Consider the following 20504-nt stretch of genomic DNA (forward strand, 5'->3'; position numbering starts at 1 on the left):
ATATCCTTATTTATCAGTTAGTTGCTATTTAAATTGTTCCATGCGTTCATAAACAGTACTGCATTTTCATAGACTTGCTCTGGCGTCATGCCGGGGCGATATAGCGCAGAACCGAGGCCAAAGCCGTTTGCGCCGTGGCTCAGATAACGCGCCATGGTTTCCGGTGTGATACCGCCAACCGGTAACATCGGAACGGATTGTGGAATAACCGCACGCCAGGCTTTGGTAACTTCTGGCGTAATTTGTTCAGCCGGGAACAGCTTGATGGCATTAGCACCATGTTCAATGGCAGCAAAGGCTTCGGTGGGCGTGGCGACGCCAGGCGCACAATACATACCCAGCGCACGGGCGCGACGGATCACCGCAGTATCGCAATGCGGCATCACGATAATCTGGCCCCCAGCCTCTTTAACCGCAACCACCTGCTCTACCGAAAGCACAGTTCCGGCTCCGACCAGGCAGTCCTTAGGCAGGGCGTCGCGCAGTAAACTGATACTTTGCAACGCCTCCGGCGAGTTCATAGGAATCTCAATCAGGCGGAATCCGGCGGCGTACAGTTTTTCACCGATGGCGACAATCTCATCCGGTTTCACGCCGCGTAAAATGGCGACTAACCCGGTTTTTTGCAAAAGCGTATTAAATGGCATGGGTACATTCCCTGGCGTTAGTGGACAGTAACCCGGCAGCGTGGGCGATTCGCCATAATCCATGTTCAGTGGCATTGGGAATGGCGTGTATCTGTCTGTCGGGAAAAACGTGGCTGAATGCTTGTGAATAGCGGCTGTTCAGATTTGCGCTACCGATTAAGGCGATCGGTGTTGTGGCGGGTAAATCACGTAGCAAACTGGATGCCAGACCACATAATTCATGGCCTATCAGTAATCCGGAAAGGTAATCCCCCTGCGAGGACGACGTAAGATTACTGGTCAGCAGGCGCGAACGGGTCGAAAACAGCGTCGATAATAATCCGGTCTGATGATGCTCTTGTGCTGCTGTCAGCCCGTGGGTGAAGGCATCCCAGTGCGGTTCATCTCCAGGATGCATGGTGGCACCGAGAATCGAATGGCGGGATAAAACATCAAATAACTCGCCCGTCATAAAGGTTCGGAAATCGGTAATGGTGTTGTTTTCAACTACTGCCCATTTCGCATGTGTGCCGGGTAAGCCTATCAGCACTGGCATACCCTGATGGATCGCGTTTTGCAGGGCCGGTTCCATCGAGATAGCACCGAAGATTTGTGTCTCTTCGCCACGCATCACTTCGGGCATTTCACCTTCTTTAATCACGCCAGGAATGATGTGCAGCATTGTCTGCTGCTGGTGGATAACAGGCGTCAACTGCTTCGCCAGACCCTCGAGAGTGACCGGGCAAGGTAAATAAGCTGCTGATTGCCACCCTTGCGCACTGCCGAGCATGCCGCAAGCCAGTACCGGGCATGGGGTTTGTGCCAGCCAGTCGCCGCAGACACGTAAAAACGTATCGTGGAAAGCGTCCTCACGTGTTGCTGCCTGGGAGGGTAATTTCATGATCCCCCAGGGGAATTCACGTTTTTCTTGTGGATTTGGTGATTCGCCAAAACGCCATGCCCGAAGCGATGACGTTCCCCAGTCCAGGGCAATAAATGAGGGTGCTCCCGGCATTAGTCGTTTCCTTTAATCATGGTTTATTTATCTTTGCGGACGTGCTTACCCCAGCCCAGTTCAGCGGATATCTCTTCTGCACAGGATTTGACGTAAGGTGCCAGTTCTTCCAGACGCGCCAGCGACATATACGTGGTGGTACTGGCGACAGAAATAGCCGCCACAATTTCATCCCGGGCGTTGTAAACCGGCGCTGCAACGCAACGGATAGTCGGCTCGTTCTCTTCCAGATCAAAAGCAAAACCACTGGCGGCATAACGACGCATGTTCTGAATAAATGTGCCCAGTTTTGTTTCATCACCACAGGTCTTAAACAGTGTGCGCCACTCTTCTTCTGTTCGGTTGAGGATCAATGCCTTGCCGATGCCGGTGATTGCCAGTGGCATGCGATGGCCTGGGCGTGAGCGCATTTCCAGCCCGCGCTGACTGTTGATCTTCTCCAGATACAGCACTTCGTCGCCTTCAACGATCCCCAGATGCACGGTGTCCAGGGTGTAACGGGCAAGGCGTTGCAAAACGGGCTGGGCAATTTCGTACAGCGAGGTGCTTTCCAGTGCTCTGGCACCAAATTCGATCAGTTTGGCACCCAGTTGGTAGCCCTGCGTTGGGACATGGCGCAGGTAGCGTTGTTCCACCAGAACGGTGACTAAACGATGGGTTGTGCTCCGGGTCGTGCCGGTGAACTCGCCGATACTTTTTAGGTCATGGCAGCCGTTATAAACAGCATTAAGAACCGCCAGTCCACGTAATAACGTTTGTGCGCCTGCGGTGGTTGAAGAGGTTTCTGCCATACGTTTCTCCTGATGATATTGCTGAAGTGTTCCACATAATGACGTGGGGAAAAGGTGATATATCCCACAATATAAACTCCATCTCATATTGTGGGATAAAATAATGAAAATTAACGATCGTTTTGCGTAGCGCCTCGCAGGAAACTTCTTTCAAACTGGACGTTTGTACAGCACAATTCTATTTTGTGCGGGTAAGTTGTTGCGTCAGGAGGCGTTGTGGATTTCTCAATCATGGTTTACGCAGTTATTGCATTGGTGGGTGTGGCAATTGGCTGGCTGTTTGCCAGTTATCAACATGCGCAGCAAAAAGCCGAGCAATTAGCTGAACGTGAAGAGATGGTCGCGGAGTTAAGCGCGGCAAAACAACAAATTACCCAAAGCGAGCACTGGCGCGCAGAGTGTGAATTGCTCAATAACGAAGTGCGCAGCCTGCAAAGTATTAACACCTCTCTGGAGGCCGATCTGCGTGAAGTGACCACGCGGATGGAAGCCGCACAGCAACACGCTGACGATAAAATTCGCCAGATGATCAACAGCGAACAGCGCCTCAGTGAGCAATTTGAAAACCTTGCCAACCGTATTTTTGAACACAGTAATCGTCGGGTTGATGAGCAAAATCGCCAGAGTCTGAACAGTCTTTTGTCGCCGTTGCGTGAACAACTGGATGGTTTCCGCCGTCAGGTCCAGGACAGCTTTGGTAAAGAAGCCCAAGAACGTCATACCCTGACTCACGAAATCCGCAACCTCCAGCAACTCAACGCCCAGATGGCCCAGGAAGCGATCAACCTGACGCGTGCGCTGAAAGGCGACAATAAAACCCAGGGCAACTGGGGCGAGGTAGTATTGACGCGGGTGCTGGAGGCTTCCGGTCTGCGTGAAGGGTATGAATATGAAACCCAGGTCAGCATCGAAAATGACGCCCGCTCGCGGATGCAGCCGGATGTCATCGTGCGGTTGCCGCAGGGAAAAGATGTGGTGATCGACGCCAAAATGACGCTGGTCGCCTATGAACGCTATTTCAACGCCGAAGATGACTACACCCGCGAAAGCGCGCTACAGGAACATATCGCGTCGGTACGTAACCATATCCGTTTGCTGGGACGCAAAGATTATCAACAGCTGCCGGGGCTGCGAACTCTGGATTACGTGCTGATGTTTATTCCCGTTGAACCCGCTTTTTTACTGGCGCTTGACCGTCAGCCGGAGCTGATCACCGAAGCGTTGAAAAACAATATCATGCTGGTTAGCCCGACTACGCTGCTGGTGGCGCTGCGCACTATCGCCAACCTGTGGCGTTATGAGCATCAAAGTCGTAACGCCCAGAAAATCGCCGATCGCGCCAGCAAGCTGTACGACAAAATGCGCTTGTTTGTCGATGACATGTCCGCGATCGGTCAAAGTCTCGACAAAGCGCAGGATAACTATCGCCAGGCAATGAAAAAACTCTCTTCAGGTCGCGGAAATGTGCTGGCGCAGGCAGAAGCGTTTCGCGGTTTAGGGGTAGAAATTAAACGCGAGATTAATCCGGATTTGGCTGAACAGGCGGTGAGCCAGGATGAAGAGTATCGACTTCGGTCGGTTCCGGAGCAGCCGAATGATGAAGCTTATCAACGCGATGATGAATATAATCAGCAGTCGCGCTAGCCCATTGGGGGTAGTTAAGCCGGGTAGAAATCTAGGGCATCGACGCCCAATCTGTTACACTTCTGGAACAATTTTTTGATGAGCAGGCATTGAGATGGTGGATAAGTCACAAGAAACGACGCACTTTGGTTTTCAGACCGTCGCGAAGGAACAAAAAGCGGATATGGTCGCCCACGTTTTCCATTCCGTGGCATCAAAATACGATGTCATGAATGATTTGATGTCATTCGGTATTCATCGTTTGTGGAAGCGATTCACGATTGATTGCAGCGGCGTACGCCGTGGGCAGACCGTGCTGGATCTGGCTGGTGGCACCGGCGACCTGACAGCGAAATTCTCTCGCCTGGTCGGAGAAACTGGCAAAGTGGTCCTTGCTGATATCAATGAATCCATGCTCAAAATGGGCCGCGAGAAGCTGCGTAATATCGGTGTGATTGGCAACGTTGAGTATGTTCAGGCGAACGCTGAGGCGCTGCCGTTCCCGGATAACACCTTTGATTGCATCACCATTTCGTTTGGTCTGCGTAACGTCACCGACAAAGATAAAGCACTGCGTTCAATGTATCGCGTGCTGAAACCCGGCGGCCGCCTGCTGGTACTTGAGTTCTCGAAGCCAATTATCGAGCCGCTGAGCAAAGCCTATGATGCATACTCCTTCCATGTGCTGCCGCGTATTGGCTCACTGGTCGCGAACGACGCCGACAGCTACCGTTATCTGGCAGAATCCATCCGTATGCATCCCGATCAGGATACCCTGAAAACCATGATGCAGGATGCCGGATTCGAAAGTGTCGACTACTACAATCTGACGGCAGGGGTTGTGGCGCTGCATCGTGGTTATAAGTTCTGACAGGAGACCGGAAATGCCTTTTAAACCTTTAGTGACGGCAGGAATTGAAAGTCTGCTCAACACCTTCCTGTATCGCTCACCCGCGCTGAAAACGGCCCGCTCGCGTCTGTTGGGCAAAGTGCTGCGCGTGGAGGTAAAAGGCTTTTCGACGTCATTGATTCTGGTGTTCAGCGAACGCCAGGTCGATGTACTGGGCGAATGGGCAGGCGATGCTGACTGCACCGTTATCGCTTACGCCAGCGTGTTGCCGAAACTTCGTGATCGCCAGCAGCTTGCCGCACTGATTCGCAGTGGTGAGCTGGAAGTGCAGGGTGATATTCAGGTGGTGCAAAACTTCGTTGCGCTGGCAGATCTGGCAGAGTTCGACCCTGCGGAACTGCTGGCCCCTTATACCGGTGATATCGCCGCTGAAGGTATCAGCAAAGCCCTGCGCGGAGGCGCAAAGTTCCTGCATCACGGCATTAAGCGCCAGCAATGTTATGTGGCGGAAGCCATTACTGAAGAGTGGCGTATGGCACCCGGTCCGCTTGAAGTGGCCTGGTTTGCGGAAGAGACGGCTGCCGTCGAGCGTGCTGTTGATGCCCTGACCAAACGGCTGGAAAAACTGGAGGCTAAATGACGCCAGGTGAAGTACGGCGCCTATATTTCATCATTCGCACTTTTTTAAGCTACGGACTTGATGAACTGATCCCCAAAATGCGTATCACCCTGCCGCTACGGCTATGGCGATACTCATTATTCTGGATGCCAAATCGGCATAAAGACAAACCTTTAGGTGAGCGACTACGACTGGCCCTGCAAGAACTGGGACCGGTATGGATCAAGTTCGGGCAGATGTTATCAACCCGCCGCGATCTTTTTCCGCCGCATATTGCCGATCAGCTGGCGTTATTGCAGGACAAAGTCGCTCCGTTTGATGGCAAGCTGGCGAAGCAGCAGATTGAAGCTGCAATGGGCGGCTTGCCGGTAGAAGCGTGGTTTGACGATTTTGAAATCAAGCCGCTGGCTTCTGCTTCTATCGCCCAGGTTCATACCGCGCGATTGAAATCGAATGGTAAAGAGGTGGTGATTAAAGTTATCCGCCCGGATATTTTGCCGGTCATTAAAGCGGATCTGAAACTTATTTACCGTCTGGCTCGCTGGGTGCCGCGTTTGCTGCCGGATGGTCGCCGTCTGCGCCCAACCGAAGTGGTGCGCGAGTACGAAAAGACCTTGATTGATGAACTGAATTTGCTGCGGGAATCTGCCAACGCCATTCAGCTTCGACGCAATTTTGAAGACAGCCCGATGCTCTACATCCCGGAAGTTTACCCTGACTATTGTAGTGAAGGGATGATGGTGATGGAACGTATTTACGGCATTCCGGTGTCTGATGTTGCGACGCTGGAGAAAAACGGCACCAACATGAAATTGCTGGCGGAACGCGGCGTGCAGGTGTTCTTCACTCAGGTCTTTCGCGACAGCTTTTTCCATGCCGATATGCACCCTGGCAACATCTTCGTAAGCTATGAACACCCGGAAAACCCGAAATATATCGGCATTGATTGCGGGATTGTTGGCTCGCTAAACAAAGAAGATAAACGCTATCTGGCGGAAAACTTTATCGCCTTCTTTAATCGCGACTATCGCAAAGTGGCAGAGCTACACGTCGATTCTGGTTGGGTGCCACCAGATACCAACGTTGAAGAGTTCGAATTTGCCATTCGTACGGTCTGTGAACCTATCTTTGAGAAACCGCTGGCCGAAATTTCGTTTGGACATGTACTGTTAAATCTGTTTAATACGGCGCGTCGCTTCAATATGGAAGTGCAGCCGCAACTGGTGTTACTCCAGAAAACCCTGCTCTACGTCGAAGGGGTAGGACGCCAGCTTTATCCGCAACTCGATTTATGGAAAACGGCGAAGCCTTTCCTGGAGTCGTGGATTAAAGATCAGGTCGGTATTCCTGCGCTGGTGAGAGCATTTAAAGAAAAAGCGCCGTTCTGGGTCGAAAAAATGCCAGAACTGCCCGAACTGGTTTACGACAGTTTGCGCCAGGGCAAGTATTTACAGCATAGTGTTGATAAGATTGCCCGCGAGCTTCAGTCAAATCATGTACGTCAGGGACAATCGCGTTATTTTCTCGGAATTGGCGCTACGTTAGTATTAAGTGGCACATTCTTGTTGGTCAGCCGACCTGAATGGGGGTTGATGCCCGGCTGGTTAATGGCAGGTGGTCTGATCGCCTGGTTTGTCGGTTGGCGCAAAACACGCTGATTTTTTCATCGCTCAAGGCGGGCCGTGTAACGTATAATGCGGCTTTGTTTAATCATCATCTACCACAGAGGAACATGTATGGGTGGTATCAGTATTTGGCAGTTATTGATTATTGCCGTCATCGTTGTACTGCTTTTTGGCACCAAAAAGCTCGGCTCCATCGGTTCCGATCTTGGTGCGTCGATCAAAGGCTTTAAAAAAGCAATGAGCGATGATGAACCAAAGCAGGATAAAACCAGCCAGGATGCTGATTTTACTGCGAAAACTATCGCCGATAAGCAGGCGGATACGAATCAGGAACAGGCTAAAACAGAAGACGCGAAGCGCCACGATAAAGAGCAGGTGTAATCTGTGTTTGATATCGGTTTTAGCGAACTGCTATTGGTGTTCATCATCGGCCTCGTCGTTCTGGGGCCGCAACGACTGCCTGTGGCGGTAAAAACGGTAGCGGGCTGGATTCGCGCGTTGCGTTCACTGGCGACAACGGTGCAGAACGAACTGACCCAGGAGTTAAAACTCCAGGAGTTTCAGGACAGTCTGAAAAAGGTTGAAAAGGCGAGCCTCACTAACCTGACGCCCGAACTGAAAGCGTCGATGGATGAATTACGCCAGGCTGCGGAGTCGATGAAGCGTTCCTACGTTGCAAACGATCCTGAAAAGGCGAGCGATGAAGCGCACACCATCCATAACCCGGTGGTGAAAGACAATGAAACTGCGCATGAAGGCGTAACGCCTGCTGCTGCACAAACGCAGGCCAGTTCGCCGGAACAGAAGCCAGAAACTACGCCAGAGCCGGTGGTAAAACCTGCTGCGGACGCTGAACCGAAAACCGCTGCACCTTCCCCTTCGTCGAGTGATAAACCGTAAACATGTCTGTAGAAGATACTCAACCGCTTATCACGCATCTGATTGAGCTGCGTAAGCGTCTGCTGAACTGCATTATCTCGGTGATCGTGATATTCCTGTGTCTGGTCTATTTCGCCAATGACATCTATCACCTGGTATCCGCGCCATTGATCAAGCAGTTGCCGCAAGGTTCAACGATGATCGCCACCGACGTGGCCTCGCCGTTCTTTACGCCGATCAAGCTGACCTTTATGGTGTCGCTGATTCTGTCAGCGCCGGTGATTCTCTATCAGGTGTGGGCGTTTATCGCCCCAGCGCTGTATAAGCATGAACGTCGCCTGGTGGTGCCGCTGCTGGTTTCCAGCTCTCTGCTGTTTTATATCGGCATGGCGTTCGCCTACTTTGTGGTCTTTCCGCTGGCATTTGGCTTCCTTGCCAATACCGCGCCGGAAGGGGTACAGGTATCCACCGACATTGCGAGCTATTTAAGCTTCGTTATGGCGCTGTTTATGGCGTTTGGTGTCTCCTTTGAAGTGCCGGTGGCAATTGTGTTGCTGTGCTGGATGGGGATTACCTCGCCAGAAGACTTACGCAAAAAACGCCCGTATGTGCTGGTTGGTGCATTCGTTGTCGGGATGTTGCTGACGCCGCCGGATGTCTTCTCGCAAACGCTGTTGGCGATCCCTATGTACTGCCTGTTTGAAATCGGTGTCTTCTTCTCACGCTTTTACGTTGGTAAAGGGCGAAACCGGGAAGAGGAAAACGACGCTGAAGCAGAAAGCGAAAAAACTGAAGAATAAATTCAACCGCCCGTCAGGGCGGTTGTCATATGGAGTACAGGATGTTTGATATCGGCGTTAATTTGACCAGTTCGCAATTTGCGAAAGACCGTGATGATGTTGTAGCGCGCGCTTTTGACGCGGGAGTTAATGGGCTACTCATCACCGGTACCAATCTGCGTGAAAGCCAGCAGGCGCAAAAGCTGGCGCGTCAGTATTCGTCCTGTTGGTCAACGGCGGGCGTACATCCTCACGACAGCAGCCAGTGGCAAGCTGTGACTGAAGAAGCGATTATTGAGCTGGCCGCGCAGCCAGAAGTGGTGGCGATTGGTGAATGTGGTCTCGACTTTAACCGCAACTTTTCGACGCCGGAAGAGCAGGAACTCGCTTTTGTTGCCCAGCTACGCATTGCCGCAGAATTAAACATGCCGGTATTTATGCACTGTCGCGATGCCCACGAGCGGTTTATGACATTGCTGGAGCCGTGGCTGGATAAACTGCCTGGTGCGGTTCTTCATTGCTTTACCGGCACACGCGAAGAGATGCAGGCGTGCGTGGCGCGTGGAATTTATATCGGCATTACCGGTTGGGTTTGCGATGAACGACGCGGGCTGGAGCTGCGGGAATTGTTGCCGTTGATTCCGGCGGAGAAATTGCTGATCGAAACTGATGCGCCGTATCTGCTCCCTCGCGATCTCACGCCAAAGCCATCATCCCGGCGCAACGAGCCAGCCCATCTGCCCCATATTTTGCAACGTATTGCGCACTGGCGTGGAGAAGATGCCGCATGGCTGGCTGCCACCACGGATGCCAATGTCAAAACACTGTTTGGGATTGCGTTTTAGAGTTTGCGGAACTCGGTGTTCTTCACACTGTGCTTAATCTCTTTATTAATAAGATTCAGCAATAGCATGGAGCGAGCCTCGCCATCGGGCTCGGTGAAAATGGCCTGAAAACCTTCGAATGCGCCTTCAGTAATAATCACTTTATCACCAGGATACGGCGTCGATGGATCGACAATATCTTTCGGTTTATACACTGATAACTGATGAATCACCGCCGATGGGACTATCGCTGGCGACGCGCCAAAGCGCACGAAGTGGCTGACACCACGAGTCGCGTTGATAGTCGTGGTATGAATCACTTCCGGATCGAACTCCACAAACAAGTAGTTGGGGAACAATGGCTCACTGACTGCAGTACGTTTGCCACGCACGATTTTTTCCAGGGTGATCATCGGTGCCAGGCAATTCACAGCCTGTCTTTCGAGGTGTTCCTGGGCACGTTGAAGTTGCCCGCGCTTGCAGTACAGTAAATACCAGGATTGCATAATGACTCTTATCCGTTTAATCGGGGCGCAAGGATAGCAAAAGCTTTACGCTAAGTTAATTATATTCCCCGGTTTGCGTTATACCGTCAGAGTTCACGCTAATTTAACAAATTTACAGCATCGCAAAGATGAACGCCGTATAATGGGCGCAGATTAAGAGGCTACAATGGACGCCATGAAATATAACGATTTACGCGACTTCTTGACGCTGCTTGAACAGCAGGGTGAGCTAAAACGTGTCACGCTCCCGGTGGATCCGCACCTGGAAATCACTGAAATTGCTGACCGCACTTTGCGTGCCGGTGGGCCTGCGCTGTTGTTCGAAAACCCTAAAGGCTACTCAATGCCGGTGCTGTGCAACCTGTTCGGTACGCCAAAGCGCGTGGCGATGGGCATGGGGCAGGAGGATGTTTCGGCGCTGCGTGAAGTTGGTAAATTATTGGCGTTTCTGAAAGAGCCGGAGCCGCCAAAAGGTTTCCGCGACCTGTTTGATAAACTGCCGCAGTTTAAGCAAGTATTGAACATGCCGACAAAGCGACTGCGTGGTGCGCCCTGCCAACAAAAAATCGTCTCTGGCGATGACGTCGATCTCAATCGTATTCCCATTATGACCTGCTGGTCGGAAGATGCCGCGCCGCTGATTACCTGGGGGCTCACCGTAACGCGCGGCCCGCATAAAGAGCGGCAGAATCTGGGCATTTATCGCCAGCAGCTAATTGGTAAAAACAAACTGATTATGCGCTGGCTGTCGCATCGCGGCGGCGCGTTGGATTATCAGGAGTGGTGTGCGGCGCATCCGGGCGAACGTTTCCCGGTTTCTGTGGCGCTGGGTGCCGATCCTGCCACGATTCTCGGTGCAGTCACCCCCGTTCCGGATACGCTTTCAGAGTATGCGTTTGCCGGATTGCTGCGCGGCACCAAGACCGAAGTGGTGAAGTGTATCTCCAATGACCTTGAAGTGCCCGCCAGTGCGGAGATTGTGCTGGAAGGGTATATCGAACAAGGCGAAACTGCGCCGGAAGGGCCGTATGGCGACCACACCGGTTACTATAACGAAGTCGATAGTTTCCCGGTATTTACCGTGACGCATATTACCCAGCGTGAAGATGCGATTTATCATTCCACCTATACCGGGCGTCCGCCAGATGAACCTGCGGTACTGGGTGTAGCACTGAACGAAGTGTTCGTGCCGATTCTGCAAAAACAGTTCCCGGAAATTGTCGATTTTTACCTGCCGCCGGAAGGCTGTTCTTATCGTCTGGCGGTAGTGACGATCAAAAAACAGTACGCCGGACACGCGAAGCGCGTCATGATGGGCGTCTGGTCGTTCTTACGCCAGTTTATGTACACTAAATTTGTGATCGTTTGCGATGATGACGTCAACGCACGCGACTGGAACGATGTGATTTGGGCGATTACCACCCGTATGGACCCGGCGCGGGATACTGTTCTGGTAGAAAATACGCCTATTGATTATCTGGATTTTGCCTCGCCTGTCTCCGGGCTGGGTTCAAAAATGGGGCTGGATGCCACGAATAAATGGCCGGGGGAAACCCAGCGTGAATGGGGACGTCCCATCAAAAAAGATCCAGATGTTGTCGCGCATATTGACGCCATTTGGGATGAACTGGCTATTTTTAACAACGGTAAAAGCGCCTGATGCGCGTTTGTTTTGCCCTATTTATCGATCCGACAGAGAAAGCGCATGACAACCTTAAGCTGTAAAGTGACCTCGGTAGAAGCTATCACGGATACCGTATATCGTGTCCGCATCGTGCCAGACGCGGCCTTTTCTTTTCGTGCTGGTCAGTATTTGATGGTAGTGATGGATGAGCGCGACAAACGTCCGTTCTCAATGGCTTCGACGCCAGATGAAAAAGGGTTTATCGAGCTGCATATTGGCGCTTCTGAAATCAACCTTTACGCGAAAGCAGTCATGGACCGCATCCTCAAAGATCATCAAATCGTGGTCGATATTCCCCACGGAGAAGCGTGGCTGCGCGATGATGAAGAGCGTCCGATGATTTTGATTGCGGGCGGCACCGGGTTCTCTTATGCCCGCTCGATTTTGCTGACAGCGTTGGCGCGTAACCCAAACCGTGATATCACCATTTACTGGGGCGGGCGTGAAGAGCAGCATCTGTATGATCTCTGCGAGCTTGAGGCGCTTTCGTTGAAGCATCCTGGTCTACAAGTGGTGCCGGTGGTTGAACAACCGGAAGCGGGCTGGCGTGGGCGTACTGGCACCGTGTTAACGGCGGTATTGCAGGATCATGGTACGCTGGCAGAGCATGATATCTATATTGCCGGACGTTTTGAGATGGCGAAAATTGCCCGTGACCTGTTTTGCAGTGAGCGTAATGCGCGGGAAGATCGCCTGTTTGGCGATGCGTTTGCATTTATCTGAGATATAAAAAACCCGCCCCTGACAGGCGGGAAGAACGGCAACTAAAACTTTATACAGTGGCATTACTCTACGTTGCATCCGGCAAACAGTGCCCGATGCAACGCTGCCGCGTCTTATCGGGCCTACAAAAGTTCTGAACCGTGGGCCGGATAAGGCGTTCACGCCGTATCCGGCATACAGTGCCCGATGCGACGCTGCCGCGTCTTATCGGGCCTACAAAAGTTCTGAACCGTAGACCGGATAAGGCGTTCACGCCGCATCCGGCAAGTGGTTAAACCCGCTCAAACACCGTTGCAATGCCCTGACCCAGACCGATACACATCGTCGCCAGACCAAACTGGACGTCTTTGTGTTCCATCAGATTCAGCAGCGTGGTGCTGATACGCGCACCGGAACAACCCAGCGGATGACCCAGCGCGATCGCGCCACCGTTGAGGTTGATCTTCTCGTCAATCTGCTCCATTAGCCCGAGATCTTTAATACACGGCAGGATCTGCGCGGCAAAGGCTTCGTTCATCTCGAATACGCCGATATCGCTGGCAGAAAGCCCCGCTTTTTTCAGCGCCAGCTTCGAGGCCGGAACCGGACCATAACCCATAATCGATGGGTCACAACCAACGACCGCCATCGAACGCACGCGGGCGCGCGGCTTAAGACCTAATTCACGGGCGCGGCTTTCACTCATCACCAGCATGGCAGCTGCGCCATCGGAAAGCGCAGAAGATGTACCCGCCGTTACCGTACCGCTGACGGGATCAAACGCCGGACGCAGTGTGGTGAGGGCTTCCACGGTGGTTTCCGGGCGAATCACTTCGTCGTAATTAAACTGCTTCAATACGCCGTCGGCATCGTGACCACTGGTCGGGATGATTTCATTTTTAAATGCGCCTGACTGCGTGGCGGCCCACGCGCGGGCGTGTGACCGCGCGGCAAAGGCATCCTGCATTTCACGGCTGATACCGTGCATACGCGCCAGCATTTCTGCCGTTAAGCCCATCATGCCCGCCGCTTTGGCGACATTACGGCTAAGGCCGGGGTGAAAATCGACGCCGTGACTCATTGGCACATGGCCCATATGCTCCACGCCGCCAACCAGACATGCCTGCGCATCGCCGGTCATGATCATTCGTGCTGCGTCATGCAGTGCCTGCATGGATGAACCACACAAGCGATTAACGGTAACCGCCGGGACAGAGTGCGGCACTTCAGCCAACAGTGCCGCGTTACGGGCGATATTAAAACCCTGCTCCAGTGTTTGCTGCACACAACCCCAGTAAATATCGTCAAGGGCCGCCGCTTCCAGTGCCGGGTTACGCGCCAGCAGGCTACGCATTAAATGAGCGGAGAGATCTTCCGCACGTACGTTACGAAAAGCACCGCCCTTCGAACGGCCCATCGGGGTGCGAATTGCATCGACAATGACAACCTGTTCCATTGTGACTCCTTAAGCCGTTTTCAGGTCGCCAACCGGACGGGCTGGCTCAACCGGGGGATAGTACTGTTCGTTATGACGTGCTTTATTACGCAGACCTTCCGGTACTTCATACAGCGGGCCGAGGTGCTGATATTGCTGTGCCATATCGAGGTATTTTGCGCTGCCGAGGGTGTCCAGCCAGCGGAACGCGCCGCCGTGGAACGGAGGGAAGCCCAGGCCGTAGACCAGCGCCATATCCGCTTCTGCCGGAGTGGCGATAATGCCCTCTTCCAGACAGCGGACCACTTCGTTGACCATCGGGATCATCATGCGAGCGATAATCTCTTCTTCGCTGAAATCGCGCTTCGGCTGGCTCACTTCTGCCAGCAGGTCGTCAACAGCGGCGTCTTCTTCTTTCTTCGGCTTACCTTTGCTGTCTTCTTTATAACGCCAGAAACCGAGGCCGTTCTTCTGACCAAAGCGGTTGGCATTAAACAGCGCGTCGATGGCATCGCGATAATCTTTCTGCATCCGCTGCGGGAAGCCTGCTGCCATGACTGCCTGGGCGTGATGCGCGGTGTCAATGCCCACAACATCCAGCAGATATGCCGGACCCATCGGCCAGCCAAACTGTTTTTCCATCACTTTGTCGATCTTGCGGAAATCCGCGCCGTCGCGCAGCAACTGGCTGAAACCGGCGAAATAGGGGAACAGTACACGGTTGACGAAGAAGCCGGGGCAGTCGTTAACCACAATCGGCGTTTTGCCCATTTTGCTCGCCCAGGCGACGACTTTCGCGATGGTTTCGTCGGAGCTTTTCTCGCCGCGAATAATTTCTACTAACGGCATTCGGTGGACCGGGTTAAAGAAGTGCATCCCGCAGAAGTTTTCCGGACGTTCCAGCGCGTTGGCCAGTTCGCTGATAGGAATGGTTGAAGTGTTAGACGCCAGTACGGTATCCGGGCGTACTTTCTGCTCGGTTTCTGCCAGCACGGCTTTTTTCACTTTCGGGTTTTCAACAACCGCTTCTACCACAACATCCACGCGGTCAAACCCGGCGTAGTCGAGCGTTGGGTGAATTGTGGAGATCACGCCAGCCAGTTTCAGACCATCGATCTTGCCGCGCTCAAGCTGCTTGTTCAGCAGTTTCGCGGCTTCGGTCATGCCGAGGGTTAACGACTTGTCGTTGATATCTTTCATGACAACCGGCACGCCTTTCCACGCAGACTGGTAGGCGATGCCGCCGCCCATAATGCCTGCGCCCAGCACAGCGGCCTGTTTCGGGGTTTCAACATCTTTGGTGAGTTTCTTCGCTTTACCTTTTACATATTGATCGTTAAGGAAAATGCCGACCAGTGCGCGGGCTTCGTTGGTATGCGCCAGCGGGACAAAACTTTTGTTTTCCAGGTTTAAGGCTTCTTCACGACCAAAACGGGCCGCCGCTTCAATGGTTTTTACTGCGGTGATGGGGGCCGGATAATGTTTCCCCGCCGTTTGCGCGACCATCCCTTTAGCGATGGTGAAGCTCATGGCGGCTTCAATCTTGCTCAGTTTTAGCGGTTCCAGCTTCGGCTGACGTTTTGCTTTCCAGTCGAGGTCGCCGTTAATGGCCTGGCGTAAAATCGCCATCGCCCCTTCAACCAGTTTTTCTGCTTTGACTACACCATCCACCAGACCGATTTTCAGCGCCTGATCCGCGCCGACATCTTTACCGGCGGCAATGATTTCCAGCGCACTGTCAGCACCGAGCATACGTGGCATACGTACAGAACCGCCAAAGCCCGGCATGATGCCCAGTTTGGTTTCCGGCAGACCGATGCGCAGATCCGGCGTCGCCAGACGATAATCGGTCGCCAGCACGCATTCGCAGCCACCGCCCAGCGCATAGCCGTTGACGGCAGCAATGGTCGGCACCGGGAGATCTTCCAGGCGATTAAACACGCTATTGGCAAAGTGCAGCCACTGACTTAACTGTTCTTCAGGAACGAGGAACAGGGACAAAAATTCGGTGATATCAGCACCGACGATAAAGGCTGCTTTGTTCGAACGCAGCAGCAGCCCTTTTAGATCTGATTGCTGTTCCAGCACGCCGATGGCCTCGCCGAGGCTGGCGACGGTGGCAGTGTCGAGTTTATTAACTGAACCTGGGGCATCAAATACCAGTTCGGCAATGCCATCTTCCAGCCAGTCAAGGTACAGGGTGTCGCCTTTGTAAAGCATGTCAGTCTCCTGAATCCGCAAGGTGATCTGGTCGTACCAGATGCATCGAAGTGTGTATTTTGTGTTAAAAATATGCAAATAAAATATTAAGGAAATGCCGATCTGATCACGCTCGGCAGAAATCACGCTCTGGATGAACGATGTGCTAATATGCGGAGACTTAAGGTCAAAAAAACAGAAGGGTAAAAAATGGAATCACTGGCCTCGCTCTATAAAAATCATATAGCTACCTTACAGGAACGGACTCGCGATGCGCTGGCGCGCTTCAAGCTGGATGCGTTACTTATTCACTCCGGCGAACTGTTCAACGTTTTTCTCGACGATCATCCCTATCCGTTTAAAGTGAACCCGCAATTCAAAGCGTGGGTGCCAGTAACTCAGGTGCCAAACTGCTGGCTGCTGGTGGATGGCGTGAATAAGCCGAAACTGTGGTTCTATCTGCCGGTTGATTACTGGCACAACGTCGAACCGCTGCCGAACTCCTTCTGGACTGAAGATGTAGAAGTGATCGCGCTGCCGAAAGCCGATGGCATTGGTAGTCTGTTGCCTGCTGCGCGCGGCAATATCGGTTATATCGGTCCGGTGCCAGAACGTGCGCTGCAACTGGGTATTGAGGCCAGCAATATCAACCCGAAAGGGGTGATCGACTACCTGCATTACTATCGCTCCTTCAAAACCGAGTACGAACTGGCCTGTATGCGTGAAGCGCAGAAAATGGCGGTCAACGGTCATCGCGCGGCAGAAGAAGCGTTCCGTTCTGGCATGAGCGAGTTCGATATCAACATTGCCTATCTGACCGCGACCGGTCATCGTGATACCGACGTACCTTATAGCAACATTGTGGCGCTTAACGAACACGCTGCGGTGTTGCATTACACCAAACTGGACCACCAGGCACCGGAAGAGATGCGCAGCTTCCTGCTGGATGCCGGGGCCGAATATAACGGCTATGCGGCTGATCTAACCCGTACCTGGTCGGCAAAAAGCGACAACGACTACGCACAGCTGGTGAAAGACGTAAATGATGAGCAACTGGCGCTGATCGCCAACATGAAAGCAGGCGTCAGCTATGTGGATTACCATATCCAGTTCCATCAGCGCATCGCCAAACTGCTGCGTAAACATCAAATCATCACCGATATGAGTGAAGAAGCGATGGTCGAAAACGATCTCACCGGACCGTTTATGCCGCACGGTATCGGCCATCCGCTGGGCCTGCAGGTGCATGACGTAGCCGGTTTTATGCAGGATGATAGCGGTACGCACCTCGCGGCACCGGCAAAATATCCGTACCTGCGCTGCACCCGTATTCTCCAGCCGGGCATGGTGTTAACCATCGAACCGGGTATCTACTTCATCGAATCGCTTCTGGCACCGTGGCGTGAAGGGCAGTTCAGCAAACACTTCAACTGGCAGAAAATTGAAGCACTGAAACCGTTCGGCGGCATTCGTATCGAAGACAACGTGGTGATTCACGAAAACAACGTGGAAAACATGACCCGGGATCTGAAACTGGCGTGATGGAAAGCTGGTTAATTCCTGCGGCACCGGTCATGGTCGTTGAAGAGATCAAAAAGAGCCGCTTCATTACGCTGTTGGCGCATACCGATGGCGTTGAGGCGGCAAAAGCGTTTGTTGAATCGGTGCGGGCAGAACACCCCGATGCCCGCCACCATTGCGTGGCGTGGGTGGCGGGTGCGCCGGATGATTCTCAACAGCTGGGTTTCTCTGACGACGGGGAGCCGGCGGGAACGGCAGGTAAACCGATGCTCGCCCAACTAATGGGCAGCGGCGTCGGGGAAATTACCGCTGTGGTGGTGCGCTACTACGGCGGCATATTGCTTGGCACCGGTGGGTTAGTGAAAGCGTATGGCGGCGGCGTGAATCAGGCGCTGCGCCAGCTAACGACCCAACGCAAGACACCATTAACCGAATATACTTTGCAATGTGAATATAGTCAGTTAACCGGCATTGAAGCGTTGCTGGGGCAGTGTGACGGCAAAATTATCAACAGTGATTATCAGGCATTCGTTCTGCTGCGGGTGGCGCTTCCGGCGGCGAAAGTGGCTGAATTTTCCGCAAAGCTGGCGGATTTTAGCCGTGGTTCATTGCAATTGTTAGCGATTGAAGAATAATCCCCACTTCGTTTTGCAGAACTAAGGAAGCGGCAGAGATGCATTTTCGCGCCATTACCCGAATCGTTGGACTACTGGTCATCTTATTTTCAGGGACCATGATTATCCCTGGGCTGGTAGCACTCATCTACCGGGATGGAGCGGGCCGCGCTTTTACCCAGACCTTTTTTGTCGCCCTCGCCATTGGCTCTATGCTTTGGTGGCCGAACCGCAAAGAGAAGGGCGAACTGAAATCCCGTGAGGGGTTTCTGATAGTGGTGCTGTTCTGGACCGTGCTGGGTAGCGTCGGTGCGCTCCCTTTTATCTTCTCGGAAAGCCCGAACCTCACGATTACCGATGCGTTTTTTGAATCTTTCTCTGGCCTGACCACCACGGGGGCCACTACGCTGGTGGGGCTGGATTCGCTCCCTCATGCCATCCTCTTTTATCGCCAGATGCTGCAATGGTTTGGCGGTATGGGGATCATCGTGCTGGCGGTTGCGATACTGCCTATCCTCGGCGTGGGTGGGATGCAGCTCTATCGCGCAGAAATGCCCGGCCCGCTGAAAGATAACAAAATGCGCCCGCGAATTGCGGAAACGGCGAAAACCCTGTGGTTGATTTATGTCTTGCTGACCGTCGCCTGTGCGCTGGCGTTGTGGTTTGCTGGAATGGATGCCTTTGATGCCATCGGCCATAGCTTTGCGACCATCGCTATTGGCGGCTTCTCGACACATGATGCCAGTATCGGTTATTTCGACAGCCCGACTATTAACACTATCATTGCTATCTTCCTGCTGATCTCTGGCTGTAACTACGGTCTGCACTTTTCACTGTTAAGTGGGCGTAGTCTGAAGGTTTATTGGCGCGATCCGGAATTTCGCATGTTTATCGGCGTACAGTTTTCACTGGTGGTTATTTGTACACTCGTACTGTGGTTTCATAATGTCTACAGTTCGGCGCTGATGACAATTAACCAGGCGTTTTTCCAGGTGGTGTCGATGGCGACAACCGCCGGGTTTACGACTGACAGCATTGCCCGCTGGCCGCTCTTTTTGCCGGTACTGCTCTTATGTTCAGCTTTTATCGGCGGTTGTGCCGGGTCAACGGGCGGTGGCCTGAAAGTGATCCGCATCCTGCTGCTGTTTAAGCAGGGGAACCGTGAGCTGAAACGACTGGTGCATCCGAACGCCGTCTACAGCATTAAGCTGGGGAATCGCGCACTGCCGGAACGTATCCTCGAAGCCGTTTGGGGATTTTTCTCCGCCTATGCATTGGTGTTTATTGTCAGTATGCTGGCGATTATCGCCACGGGCGTGGATGACTTTTCTGCCTTTGCCTCGGTTGTTGCAACATTGAATAACCTGGGGCCAGGGCTTGGCGTGGTTGCTGATAACTTTACCAGTATGAACCCGGTGGCTAAATGGATCCTGATTGCCAACATGCTGTTTGGTCGTCTCGAGGTCTTTACATTGCTGGTGCTCTTTACCCCGACTTTCTGGCGTGAATGATGGAGTAATACGTGAAAACATTAATTCTTTTCTCAACAAGGGACGGACAAACGCGCGAGATTGCCTCCTACCTGGCTTCGGAACTGAAAGAACTGGGGATCCAGGCGGATGTCGCCAATGTGCACCGCATTGAAGAACCACAGTGGGAAAACTACGACCGTGTGGTCATTGGTGCTTCTATTCGCTATGGTCACTACCACTCTGCGTTCCAGGAATTTGTCAAAAAGCATGCGACGCGGCTGAATTCGATGCCGAGCGCCTTTTACTCCGTAAACCTGGTGGCGCGTAAACCGGAGAAGCGTACTCCACAGACCAACAGCTACGCGCGGAAGTTTCTGATGAGTTCACAATGGCGTCCCGATCGCTGCGCGGTCATTGCCGGGGCGCTGCGTTACCCACGTTATCGCTGGTACGACCGCTTTATGATCAAACTGATTATGAAGATGTCAGGCGGTGAAACGGATACGCGCAAAGAAGTTGTCTATACCGATTGGGAGCAGGTGGCGAATTTCGCCCGAGAAATCGCCCATTTAACCGACAAACCGACGCTGAAATAAGCATAAAGAATAAAAAGTGCGCGGTCGGAAAATTATTTTAAATTTCCTCTTGTCAGGCCGGAATAACTCCCTATAATGCGCCACCACTGACACGGAACAACGGCAAACACGCCGCCGGGTCAGCGGGGTTCTCCTGAGAATCTC

20 protein-coding genes are annotated in these 20504 nt (G+C 52.8%); 14 read left to right on the forward strand and 6 right to left on the reverse strand.

What is annotated here, in order from left to right:
• Window positions 1-17 precede the first annotated feature (17 nt).
• From C4F37_RS22275 to C4F37_RS22285, 3 genes are read right to left on the reverse strand one after another with little or no spacing between them, the layout of a single operon-like run.
• Window positions 18-647, reverse strand: coding sequence for a 2-dehydro-3-deoxy-6-phosphogalactonate aldolase (locus tag C4F37_RS22275; RefSeq protein ID WP_001116472.1), 630 nt, complete (start codon window positions 645-647; stop codon window positions 18-20).
• A complete protein-coding gene (locus C4F37_RS22280) occupies window positions 637-1641 on the reverse strand; it encodes a 2-dehydro-3-deoxygalactonokinase (RefSeq protein ID WP_001117533.1) in 1005 nt (334 codons plus the stop codon). The genes C4F37_RS22275 and C4F37_RS22280 overlap by 11 nt, the downstream gene beginning before the upstream one ends.
• A 23-nt stretch (window positions 1642-1664) precedes the next feature.
• Window positions 1665-2432: an IclR family transcriptional regulator gene (locus C4F37_RS22285; RefSeq protein WP_001305366.1), complete on the reverse strand. Its 768-nt coding sequence runs from the start codon at window positions 2430-2432 to the stop codon at window positions 1665-1667.
• A gap of 216 nt (window positions 2433-2648) precedes the next feature.
• Between C4F37_RS22285 and rmuC the strand changes: the two genes are divergently transcribed.
• The 8 genes from rmuC (at window position 2649) to tatD (ending at window position 9652) form a co-directional block, all read left to right on the forward strand.
• On the forward strand, window positions 2649-4076 hold the full coding sequence (rmuC, locus tag C4F37_RS22290) for a DNA recombination protein RmuC (RefSeq protein WP_000347712.1): 1428 nt from the start codon (window positions 2649-2651) through the stop codon (window positions 4074-4076).
• 94 nt (window positions 4077-4170) lie between these two features.
• On the forward strand, window positions 4171-4926 hold the full coding sequence (ubiE, locus tag C4F37_RS22295; protein ID WP_000227959.1) for a bifunctional demethylmenaquinone methyltransferase/2-methoxy-6-polyprenyl-1,4-benzoquinol methylase UbiE: 756 nt from the start codon (window positions 4171-4173) through the stop codon (window positions 4924-4926).
• A 13-nt stretch (window positions 4927-4939) separates the two neighbouring features.
• Window positions 4940-5545 carry a ubiquinone biosynthesis protein UbiJ gene (gene ubiJ, locus C4F37_RS22300; protein WP_001305365.1) on the forward strand — a complete coding sequence of 202 codons (606 nt, stop codon included), beginning with the start codon at window positions 4940-4942 and terminating at the stop codon, window positions 5543-5545.
• The gene (gene ubiB, locus C4F37_RS22305; protein ID WP_000187545.1) at window positions 5542-7182 is read left to right on the forward strand and encodes a ubiquinone biosynthesis regulatory protein kinase UbiB; all 1641 of its coding nucleotides are present in this window, start codon (window positions 5542-5544) and stop codon (window positions 7180-7182) included. The genes ubiJ and ubiB overlap by 4 nt, the downstream gene beginning before the upstream one ends.
• Window positions 7183-7260: 78 nt before the next feature.
• The gene (tatA, locus tag C4F37_RS22310) at window positions 7261-7530 is read left to right on the forward strand and encodes a Sec-independent protein translocase subunit TatA (protein ID WP_001295260.1); all 270 of its coding nucleotides are present in this window, start codon (window positions 7261-7263) and stop codon (window positions 7528-7530) included.
• A 3-nt stretch (window positions 7531-7533) separates the two neighbouring features.
• On the forward strand, window positions 7534-8049 hold the full coding sequence (gene tatB / locus C4F37_RS22315) for a Sec-independent protein translocase protein TatB (RefSeq protein WP_000459600.1): 516 nt from the start codon (window positions 7534-7536) through the stop codon (window positions 8047-8049).
• Between the two features lie 2 nt (window positions 8050-8051).
• Window positions 8052-8828 carry a Sec-independent protein translocase subunit TatC gene (tatC, locus tag C4F37_RS22320; RefSeq protein WP_000109949.1) on the forward strand — a complete coding sequence of 259 codons (777 nt, stop codon included), beginning with the start codon at window positions 8052-8054 and terminating at the stop codon, window positions 8826-8828.
• Between the two features lie 41 nt (window positions 8829-8869).
• Window positions 8870-9652 (forward strand): 3'-5' ssDNA/RNA exonuclease TatD, encoded by a 783-nt coding sequence (gene tatD, locus C4F37_RS22325; RefSeq protein ID WP_001298607.1) that lies wholly within the window; start codon window positions 8870-8872, stop codon window positions 9650-9652.
• On the opposite strand, the gene rfaH is transcribed toward tatD, so the two are convergent.
• A complete protein-coding gene (gene rfaH, locus C4F37_RS22330) occupies window positions 9649-10137 on the reverse strand; it encodes a transcription/translation regulatory transformer protein RfaH (RefSeq protein WP_001192400.1) in 489 nt (162 codons plus the stop codon). The two genes, tatD and rfaH, sit on opposite strands and share 4 nt — an antisense overlap.
• Window positions 10138-10303: 166 nt before the next feature.
• Between rfaH and ubiD the strand changes: the two genes are divergently transcribed.
• Window positions 10304-11797 carry a 4-hydroxy-3-polyprenylbenzoate decarboxylase gene (gene ubiD / locus C4F37_RS22335; RefSeq protein WP_001540251.1) on the forward strand — a complete coding sequence of 498 codons (1494 nt, stop codon included), beginning with the start codon at window positions 10304-10306 and terminating at the stop codon, window positions 11795-11797.
• A 45-nt stretch (window positions 11798-11842) separates the two neighbouring features.
• On the forward strand, window positions 11843-12544 hold the full coding sequence (gene fre, locus C4F37_RS22340) for an NAD(P)H-flavin reductase (RefSeq protein WP_000209826.1): 702 nt from the start codon (window positions 11843-11845) through the stop codon (window positions 12542-12544).
• Window positions 12545-12815: 271 nt separating this feature from the next.
• Here the strand turns inward: fre and fadA are convergent, their stop codons facing one another.
• Together fadA and fadB are read right to left on the reverse strand one after the other, a co-directional pair.
• On the reverse strand, window positions 12816-13979 hold the full coding sequence (gene fadA, locus C4F37_RS22345; RefSeq protein ID WP_001540252.1) for an acetyl-CoA C-acyltransferase FadA: 1164 nt from the start codon (window positions 13977-13979) through the stop codon (window positions 12816-12818).
• A 9-nt stretch (window positions 13980-13988) separates the two neighbouring features.
• On the reverse strand, window positions 13989-16178 hold the full coding sequence (fadB, locus tag C4F37_RS22350) for a fatty acid oxidation complex subunit alpha FadB (RefSeq protein ID WP_001540253.1): 2190 nt from the start codon (window positions 16176-16178) through the stop codon (window positions 13989-13991).
• Window positions 16179-16367: 189 nt separating this feature from the next.
• Between fadB and pepQ the strand changes: the two genes are divergently transcribed.
• From pepQ to hemG, 4 genes are read left to right on the forward strand one after another with little or no spacing between them, the layout of a single operon-like run.
• The gene (pepQ, locus tag C4F37_RS22355; protein ID WP_001540254.1) at window positions 16368-17699 is read left to right on the forward strand and encodes a Xaa-Pro dipeptidase; all 1332 of its coding nucleotides are present in this window, start codon (window positions 16368-16370) and stop codon (window positions 17697-17699) included.
• Window positions 17699-18313, forward strand: coding sequence for an IMPACT family protein (locus C4F37_RS22360; RefSeq protein WP_001335246.1), 615 nt, complete (start codon window positions 17699-17701; stop codon window positions 18311-18313). The genes pepQ and C4F37_RS22360 overlap by 1 nt, the downstream gene beginning before the upstream one ends.
• A 38-nt stretch (window positions 18314-18351) precedes the next feature.
• Window positions 18352-19803, forward strand: a complete 1452-nt coding sequence (gene trkH, locus C4F37_RS22365) for a Trk system potassium transporter TrkH (protein WP_000545665.1) — start codon at window positions 18352-18354, stop codon at window positions 19801-19803.
• A gap of 11 nt (window positions 19804-19814) precedes the next feature.
• Window positions 19815-20360 (forward strand): menaquinone-dependent protoporphyrinogen IX dehydrogenase, encoded by a 546-nt coding sequence (hemG, locus tag C4F37_RS22370; protein WP_000853963.1) that lies wholly within the window; start codon window positions 19815-19817, stop codon window positions 20358-20360.
• The last annotated feature ends 144 nt before the right edge of the window (window positions 20361-20504 follow it).

It is taken from the genome of Escherichia sp. R1 (assembly GCF_003000935.1).
Taxonomy (GTDB): Bacteria; Pseudomonadota; Gammaproteobacteria; order Enterobacterales; family Enterobacteriaceae; genus Escherichia; species Escherichia coli.

Bases quoted from the DNA above. Each gene is read 5' to 3' on its own strand.
- C4F37_RS22275 (WP_001116472.1), bottom strand. From the start codon at position 647: ATGCCATTTAATACGCTTTTGCAAAAAACCGGGTTAGTCGCCATTTTA.
- C4F37_RS22280 (WP_001117533.1), bottom strand. From the start codon at position 1,641: ATGCCGGGAGCACCCTCATTTATTGCCCTGGACTGGGGAACGTCATCG.
- C4F37_RS22285 (WP_001305366.1), bottom strand. From the start codon at position 2,432: ATGGCAGAAACCTCTTCAACCACCGCAGGCGCACAAACGTTATTACGT.
- ubiE (WP_000227959.1), top strand. From the start codon at position 4,171: ATGGTGGATAAGTCACAAGAAACGACGCACTTTGGTTTTCAGACCGTC.
- ubiJ (WP_001305365.1), top strand. From the start codon at position 4,940: ATGCCTTTTAAACCTTTAGTGACGGCAGGAATTGAAAGTCTGCTCAAC.
- ubiB (WP_000187545.1), top strand. From the start codon at position 5,542: ATGACGCCAGGTGAAGTACGGCGCCTATATTTCATCATTCGCACTTTT.
- tatA (WP_001295260.1), top strand. From the start codon at position 7,261: ATGGGTGGTATCAGTATTTGGCAGTTATTGATTATTGCCGTCATCGTT.
- tatC (WP_000109949.1), top strand. From the start codon at position 8,052: ATGTCTGTAGAAGATACTCAACCGCTTATCACGCATCTGATTGAGCTG.
- tatD (WP_001298607.1), top strand. From the start codon at position 8,870: ATGTTTGATATCGGCGTTAATTTGACCAGTTCGCAATTTGCGAAAGAC.
- rfaH (WP_001192400.1), bottom strand. From the start codon at position 10,137: ATGCAATCCTGGTATTTACTGTACTGCAAGCGCGGGCAACTTCAACGT.
- ubiD (WP_001540251.1), top strand. From the start codon at position 10,304: ATGGACGCCATGAAATATAACGATTTACGCGACTTCTTGACGCTGCTT.
- fre (WP_000209826.1), top strand. From the start codon at position 11,843: ATGACAACCTTAAGCTGTAAAGTGACCTCGGTAGAAGCTATCACGGAT.
- fadA (WP_001540252.1), bottom strand. From the start codon at position 13,979: ATGGAACAGGTTGTCATTGTCGATGCAATTCGCACCCCGATGGGCCGT.
- fadB (WP_001540253.1), bottom strand. From the start codon at position 16,178: ATGCTTTACAAAGGCGACACCCTGTACCTTGACTGGCTGGAAGATGGC.
- pepQ (WP_001540254.1), top strand. From the start codon at position 16,368: ATGGAATCACTGGCCTCGCTCTATAAAAATCATATAGCTACCTTACAG.
- C4F37_RS22360 (WP_001335246.1), top strand. From the start codon at position 17,699: ATGGAAAGCTGGTTAATTCCTGCGGCACCGGTCATGGTCGTTGAAGAG.
- trkH (WP_000545665.1), top strand. From the start codon at position 18,352: ATGCATTTTCGCGCCATTACCCGAATCGTTGGACTACTGGTCATCTTA.